At 33.9% G+C, this 7,867-nt stretch carries 13 protein-coding genes; 12 read left to right on the forward strand and 1 reads right to left on the reverse strand.

The window, feature by feature from the left end; translation table 11 throughout:
* Window positions 1–139 precede the first annotated feature (139 nt).
* From GW12_RS04345 to GW12_RS04355, 3 genes are read left to right on the forward strand one after another with little or no spacing between them, the layout of a single operon-like run.
* Window positions 140–526, forward strand: coding sequence for a hypothetical protein (locus GW12_RS04345; protein WP_227504125.1), 387 nt, complete (start codon window positions 140–142; stop codon window positions 524–526).
* 3 nt (window positions 527–529) lie between these two features.
* On the forward strand, window positions 530–943 hold the full coding sequence (locus GW12_RS04350; protein ID WP_034583979.1) for a hypothetical protein: 414 nt from the start codon (window positions 530–532) through the stop codon (window positions 941–943).
* A 48-nt stretch (window positions 944–991) separates the two neighbouring features.
* Entirely contained in the window at window positions 992–1,525 is a 534-nt protein-coding gene (locus GW12_RS04355; protein ID WP_034583981.1) for a hypothetical protein, read from the forward strand.
* A gap of 185 nt (window positions 1,526–1,710) precedes the next feature.
* Here the strand turns inward: GW12_RS04355 and GW12_RS04360 are convergent, their stop codons facing one another.
* The gene (locus tag GW12_RS04360; RefSeq protein ID WP_034583983.1) at window positions 1,711–1,905 is read right to left on the reverse strand and encodes a hypothetical protein; all 195 of its coding nucleotides are present in this window, start codon (window positions 1,903–1,905) and stop codon (window positions 1,711–1,713) included.
* 139 nt (window positions 1,906–2,044) lie between these two features.
* Here GW12_RS04360 and GW12_RS04365 point away from each other — a divergent pair, with 139 nt between their 5' ends.
* From GW12_RS04365 to GW12_RS04400, 9 genes are all read left to right on the forward strand, one after another.
* Window positions 2,045–3,265, forward strand: a complete 1,221-nt coding sequence (locus GW12_RS04365) for a phage/plasmid replication protein, II/X family (protein WP_034583984.1) — start codon at window positions 2,045–2,047, stop codon at window positions 3,263–3,265.
* Window positions 3,266–3,275: 10 nt separating this feature from the next.
* On the forward strand, window positions 3,276–3,599 hold the full coding sequence (locus tag GW12_RS04370; protein WP_034583986.1) for a hypothetical protein: 324 nt from the start codon (window positions 3,276–3,278) through the stop codon (window positions 3,597–3,599).
* A gap of 2 nt (window positions 3,600–3,601) precedes the next feature.
* Entirely contained in the window at window positions 3,602–3,805 is a 204-nt protein-coding gene (locus GW12_RS04375; RefSeq protein WP_034583988.1) for a hypothetical protein, read from the forward strand.
* Between the two features lie 11 nt (window positions 3,806–3,816).
* Window positions 3,817–4,002, forward strand: a complete 186-nt coding sequence (locus GW12_RS04380; RefSeq protein WP_034583990.1) for a hypothetical protein — start codon at window positions 3,817–3,819, stop codon at window positions 4,000–4,002.
* 10 nt (window positions 4,003–4,012) lie between these two features.
* Window positions 4,013–4,234 carry a major capsid protein gene (locus GW12_RS04385; protein ID WP_034583991.1) on the forward strand — a complete coding sequence of 74 codons (222 nt, stop codon included), beginning with the start codon at window positions 4,013–4,015 and terminating at the stop codon, window positions 4,232–4,234.
* A gap of 134 nt (window positions 4,235–4,368) precedes the next feature.
* Complete coding sequence (locus tag GW12_RS04390) at window positions 4,369–5,562, forward strand: virulence factor TspB C-terminal domain-related protein (protein WP_034583993.1); 1,194 nt, start codon at window positions 4,369–4,371, stop codon at window positions 5,560–5,562.
* Window position 5,563: 1 nt separating this feature from the next.
* Window positions 5,564–5,845 (forward strand): DUF2523 family protein, encoded by a 282-nt coding sequence (locus GW12_RS15335; protein WP_081403454.1) that lies wholly within the window; start codon window positions 5,564–5,566, stop codon window positions 5,843–5,845.
* Window positions 5,846–5,890: 45 nt separating this feature from the next.
* The gene (locus GW12_RS04395; RefSeq protein WP_052127880.1) at window positions 5,891–6,946 is read left to right on the forward strand and encodes a zonular occludens toxin domain-containing protein; all 1,056 of its coding nucleotides are present in this window, start codon (window positions 5,891–5,893) and stop codon (window positions 6,944–6,946) included.
* 47 nt (window positions 6,947–6,993) lie between these two features.
* Window positions 6,994–7,479, forward strand: a complete 486-nt coding sequence (locus GW12_RS04400) for a hypothetical protein (protein ID WP_034583995.1) — start codon at window positions 6,994–6,996, stop codon at window positions 7,477–7,479.
* Window positions 7,480–7,867 lie beyond the last annotated feature (388 nt).

Below are 7,867 nucleotides of genomic sequence, written 5' to 3' on the forward strand. Positions count from 1 at the left end.
ATTTTGCTAGTCTAGAGCCTCTTTTAAATAAATTGTAGTTTCAAGTAAAACATCAAAGTCATAAGAGTAGGTTCACCTCATAATATTTTATTTAACATAAAATGAAGTTATGCGACTTCAGAATGACTATAGAGAAAATATGTCTGATAATAATGAAAAACCACAAAAAACTTCTGAAAGATTTTTACGTCATATATTAGAAGTTGATCCACAAAAAGTTGATTTAAAATTTATTTTCGATCATGTAAGAAATTATGGTATAGCAGCTACTGTAATGCTTGTAGGTATCTATTTAGCAAAACATCCTGAAAATTCTATGACACTTATTCCAAGTTTTGATATTTTCTGGGCAATATTGTTAATATGTATAGGTTTTTTGCTAAATACCCTTAATTTAGTACAAGCAATTTTAATTTTAGCCAAACTAAAACTTAATATTGTTATTTATTTTATCTTTAGTTTTTTATTATTTTTTATTACTAGTAAATTATTTTTCACATCTATTAGACAAGTTATAGGTTATTAAATTATGAAAATTGTTTCTTCTTCTGATGCTGAATTAGGTGGTGTAACTCTACTAACTCACTATTGTTTATTTAATGATAGTGATTCAATTACTCACTTTTCAAATGATACTGATTCCGATCTATATGAATTATTACCAAATTTATATGCAGTTTGTATTTCTGATAATTCCCAAGAAAATAGAAAAGTTACAGCAGGATTTGTCATAAAAACGACTTACACTCATAATGATTCTGAGTTTCTTAATGCCTTAATAAACATTGTTAATCAAAAAAGTGAATTAAAACCTTATTATAATGATAAGACATCTTTTCTTCCTGCTAAGCTAAGTGCTACAGGAAAACCCTTAACAGAAGCTGAGTTTTTACAAGTAATGCAACATCAGTTCTTAAAATTTAATGTTGATGGTAGATCATAAATAGCTGCTTTCAATTATATTTTTATAATTTATAAGATCGAATGAAAAATGTTTATTGATATTATTGCTGCTATTGTTGCCTTTTTCTCACTAATAGTTGCTATTGGTTCTCTGATAGTGACTTATATTGTTTACTTTAATAATTCGAAAGGAGATGTTGTTGTATATACTAAGGTTGATTTAGATAGACAAGGATTAATTCTTTTAGTTATTCATAATATTGGAAAGGGGATTGCTCAAGATATTACCTACAATGGGACGGAATCTATTATAAAAAACTCTAGTGGTTATGACATTGGTGCTTTTATATCAGGAACACCAATTCTATTTCCTGATGAAAAATTAATTTACTCTTTAGGGATGTACCATAACTTAAAAAATACTCTTCCTGATCATCCCATTGAATTAGATATTCATTTTCGTACTAAGATTGCTTTATATCCTTATAGAAGAAAAATTAAAAATGCAGTCACAATAGATATTAATACTTTTAGTGGAGTGGATATTGGTGAATCAATCTTCCAAAAAGATGTCCGAACATCTTTAAAGGAAATTTCATCCTCATTGAAAAAAATGTCATAAAAAAGAGTCCACGCTTTCTAATGGTGGACTCTAGTCCCAAATTCGGGACTTTTATCTTTAAAACTGCCAAGTTGATGTCAGTTTGATGATTTACATTTCCTTAAAATAGTTACCTCGATTTTTTAGTGCTTACCTCAATCATCAAACAAAATCCTTTGATTCTTCAAAGGATTTTTTATTTATATCTAGTCATCTTTCCCCAAAATTTCCTCACGATATTTCATTACATCAGCGGTCTTAAGTTGGGGGAGGTACATGCGTATTAAAGTATGTATGACATCTGACTCTTTAATTCGGGTCTTCTTCTCAATCATCATATCTAAAGCAGCGTTTTTAACCATTTCTTCCTCATCATCACGCAGTCGAATCGTTATAGCCATTTCTAAAACTCCAAGTTAGCCAGTAAGCAACCATAATTTGTGATTTATATTTTATGATATATTGTAATATCACAAATCAGATGTTATAAGTATCCCATATTGTGATTTGTGATATTTGATTTATTTGGGATTGCTTAGTGTGTTAGACCATCTTTGTATAAATGCACCCTTTGAGAGCAGCTTCTATTCTGTAGATGCTGAAGGGCGTTATTTCTTCATTGATGTTGATTTACATAGTATTGAAATTCCTTTGGCGTCACGATCTGTCCATAAAAATGATGATGGGAGTATTTCTGCATCAGCACTATTTCATCCATATGAATCAGTGCCGACACATTACACAGGCATGGCAATGAAAGTCTTCTTCGATTCTGCTTACGAACCTTACGTTCAAATTAAAGCTTCGCCTGCAAAGTTATTACAAGGTCATAACGTATTCGGTAGTGACAATATTGAACAGGGTGCAATGGAAATGATCGGCTTCTTGTATGAAGCCTATCCATTATTAGCAAGAATGCTCGATTTTCAAAAAGCATGGGTATCACATATTGATGTAACTTACTCAACTCGTCTTAAAGACCAAACTACGGCAAAAAAAGTTCTCGAATATTTAGGCAATGTTAGTAATGGTCAGACACGAGTAAGTAAAAAAGCTTATGACACTTCTCGCTACTGGGGCGGAGAAACATCTCGTTTGCTTAATCATAAGTGTTATTTAAAACACGATGAATTCATGGCGCAATTCGCTGAACAACAACAACTTGCGAAGAAAATGGATAAATCAGCGATGCGTGTTGTTGAAGTTATGTCTAATCAAAAACTTATTGATTGGACAATCGGGCTTTTACGCTTTGAGTCACGTTTAAAAAAACGTTGGTTAGAGCGTAATAATGTACCTACAAACCTATTCGAACTAATTCGTTTTCAAAAACAAAATCCCAACTTACTTCAAACACTTTGGACAAAAGCCACACACAGCATATTTGAAGCTCTTAGAGGTCAAACTATGAAATTAACTGACGATTTAAGTGTACTTGAAGCTATCGAACGGTCAGAAGTAGTCATGACTAAATCGGGCAAGCCTTCACCAACTAAAGTCAGAAATCTATTCGCAATGTACTGCTTAATTAGAGAAAAGGGCATTGAGGAATTGAAAGCCAATTATTCAAAAACTTCATTTCACAGACTAATTGCTGAACTGTGTTTATGTGGTTTCTCAAAAGCTTATTTGCAGAATTTACATACAAATAAAGCGAACAACATTATTCCTTTTATCAAGCTCATTGAGATTGATTTCAACCAACAATTGCCTGAATGGTATGTAGAACCAAACTCGCAATTTAATTACAAAATAGCTTAGGAGCTAAAAAATGTCACAAATACAGACTGTTATCGTTACAGGTTTAAAAATGTCGCATGGTGAGTTTACCCCTGATAACGGTAAAAATAAGGGTATTCCACAACCTTATGACAACCTAAATATTTATGCCTCAATCCCTTTTCCTGAAGCAAATATGGAAGCTAAAGGTTCATCTGAACAGTTATTTAAATTAAAGGGTTCGGGTAATTATTACCGTTTTAAAGACGTTGAATTGCCTTGTAAATTTGATCTCGAATTTGAGTTTGATTTTACTCGCACACCACCAAAACCAGTTCTAAAAGATATTCAAGTATCAGAACAAGATGATATTTGATTATGTATAAAAAAAATCCTATTTACAGAACAACGACTTATGACAGAAAAGTAGGGCAGTTGCGTAAAGAGGATTATTTAAAGATTAGGCAAATTCTTAATCTTTATTTAGAAGAACAGCAAAGCATTGATACTACGACAAATGATGAAATTAATGATTTAAAAACATTGATTTGGAAAGTAGACCATCAAGCTGAACGGATGTAGGAATTTAAGAAATGCACGTTTGCAAGACTTTATCACAGCCAAATGAATCAGGTCTGCAAACATGCTTGGAGTGGCAGGAAATTAAATCATTCTTGCCTGATTTAACGGTACAGCAAGCCAATGAATTACTAATCGCAATCGTGGGTTGCCTTGCCGTTGTATTCATCGTTAAGCAAGTTATTAGCTTGCTCAAATAATGAGGTTTATATGAAAACTCAAGTTCAACAAAAAAACAAGGCACTACCAGTTGCTTTAGGTACTGGACTGATGGTTGCTGCTGGTTCTGCATTTGCGGAGGGTGATTTAGCCACTGGCGCAACCTCTGCAATCAGTGGAGGAAGTGCAACACTTCAAACAGTGGGTACTGCCATTATTGGCGTTGTTGCAGGTGTTTGGGTCATCAAGCGTGTAATTGCTTTGATTCGTTAAATAACATTAGCCCTTAACAATGGTTAAGGGCTTTTAGGTGGTTATATGAATAAATTTATTGCTTTCGGTGTTATCTGCTTTGCTTTCAGTCTATTTCTAAACTTCATATTTGATAAGGTGCTATAGGTGGAAGCGTGGATTTATTTAATAGTTTTAAGTGTTTGCTTCGCGGCTTTATTATTGCGTTAGTCTTATGTTCTGCTCAAAACGCCTTTTCGAGTGCTGCTGAAAAGTGGGATTATGAAGTAAAACCAGATCGGTCCAAAAATATAGTTTTAATTGAAGCAAAAAAAGTTGATACGCCTGCTGCTAATGATGCAACTTATAGAATTAGAGTTTCACCTTCAAAAACTGTTGTTGCTAGAACAATGATGAGGCGTTTATTTAGACGTGCAAATCCCTTAATTGGTGTTTCAACAATGGCTGTGGAAGCTCTTTTATCGTCTTATGGATATAAAATTGATAATGATGAACAAGTAATTTATAAAGAAATATCGAAAGATCAAAGTTTATATTATTGGCATTGCTATGGGTCAAACTATACGAATATTAATGAGCTTACATCTTGTGTTTTAAGTCAAGTAAATATTATTAGCCACGGCCTTTGGATTTATAAAAATCCTCAGCCATCTATTTCAGAAAATGGAAAGGACGTACAGATTCTGGCAGATCGATATGATGCAAATACAGGACTATTGATTGCTCCTAATGCTCTTATTGAAACTGTACGTGGACAGCTTAATCCTAACGCAAATCCAAATCCTGAACGACAAATACTAACAGAAGCTCAGTTAGGCGATATAATGTTTGGTCGTCATCCTGAAACTGGTGCAGATACTGGAGTATGGACAGGTGTTAAAGAAGCGTATGAACGAATCCCTAATGAGCAATCAAAGCCTGATGAAGCACCATACTTTGTAGAACAAACTTTAGAAAAATCTAATCCTGATTCAAATTCAACTGAGATTACACATACTGACCCTGAAACAGGAAAACAGACCAATTCTGCATTGCCTAATTTCTGTGATTGGGCTACTCCAATTTGTTCATTTGTAGAATGGTTTAAAGACGATTCAGATATTCCTGAACCTGAAAAATATACCATTACAGAATTGGATAAGTCGAAATTACCTACAGCACCACAATTTAACTTTAACAACCAATGTCCTGCACCAAAGACATTTACCTTAAATCTTGGCATGGCATCGACTCAAATATCGTTACCCTATGATTATTTCTGCTCATTTGCGGTTGATGTACGACCATTCGTGATTCTCGCTGCATGGCTACATGCTTGCTACATATTCGTTGGCTTCGTGAGGTCATAAAATGGCAGGTTTATTAGTACGTGTATTAACTTGGTTTGCATCTGGTCTAGTCTTTCAAGCCTTATCCGCCTTTGGTATTGGCATCTTCTCAATGTATTTCTTAAACGAAATTACTTCTTCCTTGATTGATTCTATGAGAGATGCTGTTACAGGTTTACCTCCTGCTGTACTTGGCATTCTTGGGCTTGCTGGCTTTGATAAATATTTATCTATTGTATTAGGTACATTTGTCACTGTGACTTATTTGCGCTCTATGAGATTTGTATTAACTAGAGAAATGTAATGAATCCCATTGCGAATGACGACGAAGCATGAGGAGGATTGAGCAATGGGAATATATCACTTCAATTGGTTTAATGAGCTTTGTACTATGCTTACACTAATTACAGCAACACCAGGTTCAGGCAAAACATTAAAAGCTTTATCCATGATCTTTGATTTCCTCAATGATGGCCGTAATGTCTGGACGAACATTGACGGTATTAATATCTCTGGTGTACGTAAATTTGAAGATGATATAGAGAATCCATTTGATTGGCGTAAATTGGATCATGGTTCTGTCGTTCTTTATGATGAAGCACAAAAGCACCCAGCATTTGCTAAGAGAGATATGTTAAAAAAATACCCAAAGGATAGGGCAGAAGACATAGCCAATATTGCTTGGGATCTCGATTACCATCGGCATAATGGTTATGACATTGTATTAATTACCCAGTCACCAAAACTTATAAATCAACACACATTAGACTTTGTTGGTGAGCATTTACATTTAAGACGTGTCTTTGGCTTAAAACAGGCTACGATCTTCCATTTCCCTGAACATAAGCTAAATCCAAATACAAGAAGTGTTCGTGATGAAGCAATTAATAAAGAAACATTTAAATTCCCCAAGCACTTATTTAAGTTCTATAAATCAGCTACTCAGCATACTCACAAGACCAAAATACCTTTGAAATATATAGCTATTCTTATAGCTGTATTTATAGGGATACCCAGTTATGTTTATTCAAAGTGGAAGGATGATAAAATATTAAATAGTCAAAATACAGTCATAGAAGATTCAAAGCAGCCTGTTAAAGCGCAAGCACCAATTGACACCCCCCCAGTAAAATCAACTACGGAAAAAGAGGTTAAAGCTGTAGATTTGGAGCAACAAGAATTATCTAGAATTGCCATGATCATAGATTCATCGACAGATTGTTATGCCAAAAACTCCTATGGTGAAGTAATTGAAATAACACTGGATGAATGTAAAAAGTTATCAAATAAAAACAATAGAATGGCATTCTCAAAGGTTAAAAAAGATCAGTATTTACAGGAAAATATATCAGCAAACAGCAATGATCAAGTTCATTACAAACCACCTGTATATCCTGATTCTTAGATGCTAACCTACTAATCACTTTACAATTAACTTACCTAGAGGTGGTCATGGAAAAGTTTAGCGATAACTTAATGAAAATAATTGATTTATATCCTGATTTAGATGTTCGGGATATTTATGACTTAAAAAGAATCATTGATGAGGATATAGAGCAAATTGAAAAAAACAAGACATTCGATTTGATTAGAAATTCAATTTTAATTACTGAAAATCAGAATGTTGACAAAGATGTGTCTGATCAGTTTGTAAATAACATCATTCAATCAGCTGTAGATAAATATGGTCTAAATCAAGTATTTAGCTTTGTAAGCAAGACAAGGGATGAAATCGATGTATATAGAATTTTAGACAAATTATACCAACTGCCGCAAGTCGCTAATGAACACGAATTACCCAAATCTGAACTAGCGACAAGAATACAAATTCGTGAGAAATATAAAGAACTTAGAGAAAAATACGAAAATGAACATGGAAAAGCATTTCCATCAGGCACTTATTTAAAGTTTACGACTAACAAGCACGATATTTTATAAAAATAGGCTACCAGAATTATAGGTCGCTTTATTAGGGTCAATCTCGAAGAGTTGACGTTAATAAAGTGAAACTTGCGAACAGATTCAAGTCGGGTGGTTACAAGCATCTACAGAGCAAGAACCGCACCGTAATAAAAAGTCATAGCCACGCAGATTTGCGTAAGCTTGCTTGGACGCAAATCGAGTAGCGATCTGATTTCTGCATAACTTATATTATGTTCATTAACAGATGCTTGACAGCGATGTCACTGGTTACATAAGCTGTCAAGCACAGCACCAACAATTGAAATGAGTTGCGGCAACGCAACTAAGTTAGGGTGCTGTCGTAGAGATGTTATTTAACATAATATACATTATACGAAATCAGTCTGTAAGCCCAAAATAGAAA

It is taken from the genome of Acinetobacter sp. HR7 (assembly GCF_000773685.1).
Classification (GTDB): domain Bacteria; phylum Pseudomonadota; class Gammaproteobacteria; order Pseudomonadales; family Moraxellaceae; genus Acinetobacter; species Acinetobacter thermotolerans.

What these genes read in the sequence shown, in the direction of transcription:
- GW12_RS04345 (WP_227504125.1), top strand. Translation starts at nt 140, where the DNA reads ATGTCTGATAATAATGAAAAACCACAAAAAACTTCTGAAAGATTTTTA.
- GW12_RS04350 (WP_034583979.1), top strand. Translation starts at nt 530, where the DNA reads ATGAAAATTGTTTCTTCTTCTGATGCTGAATTAGGTGGTGTAACTCTA.
- GW12_RS04355 (WP_034583981.1), top strand. Translation starts at nt 992, where the DNA reads ATGTTTATTGATATTATTGCTGCTATTGTTGCCTTTTTCTCACTAATA.
- GW12_RS04360 (WP_034583983.1), bottom strand. Translation starts at nt 1,905, where the DNA reads ATGGCTATAACGATTCGACTGCGTGATGATGAGGAAGAAATGGTTAAA.
- GW12_RS04370 (WP_034583986.1), top strand. Translation starts at nt 3,276, where the DNA reads ATGTCACAAATACAGACTGTTATCGTTACAGGTTTAAAAATGTCGCAT.
- GW12_RS04375 (WP_034583988.1), top strand. Translation starts at nt 3,602, where the DNA reads ATGTATAAAAAAAATCCTATTTACAGAACAACGACTTATGACAGAAAA.
- GW12_RS04380 (WP_034583990.1), top strand. Translation starts at nt 3,817, where the DNA reads ATGCACGTTTGCAAGACTTTATCACAGCCAAATGAATCAGGTCTGCAA.
- GW12_RS04385 (WP_034583991.1), top strand. Translation starts at nt 4,013, where the DNA reads ATGAAAACTCAAGTTCAACAAAAAAACAAGGCACTACCAGTTGCTTTA.
- GW12_RS15335 (WP_081403454.1), top strand. Translation starts at nt 5,564, where the DNA reads ATGGCAGGTTTATTAGTACGTGTATTAACTTGGTTTGCATCTGGTCTA.
- GW12_RS04395 (WP_052127880.1), top strand. Translation starts at nt 5,891, where the DNA reads ATGGGAATATATCACTTCAATTGGTTTAATGAGCTTTGTACTATGCTT.
- GW12_RS04400 (WP_034583995.1), top strand. Translation starts at nt 6,994, where the DNA reads ATGGAAAAGTTTAGCGATAACTTAATGAAAATAATTGATTTATATCCT.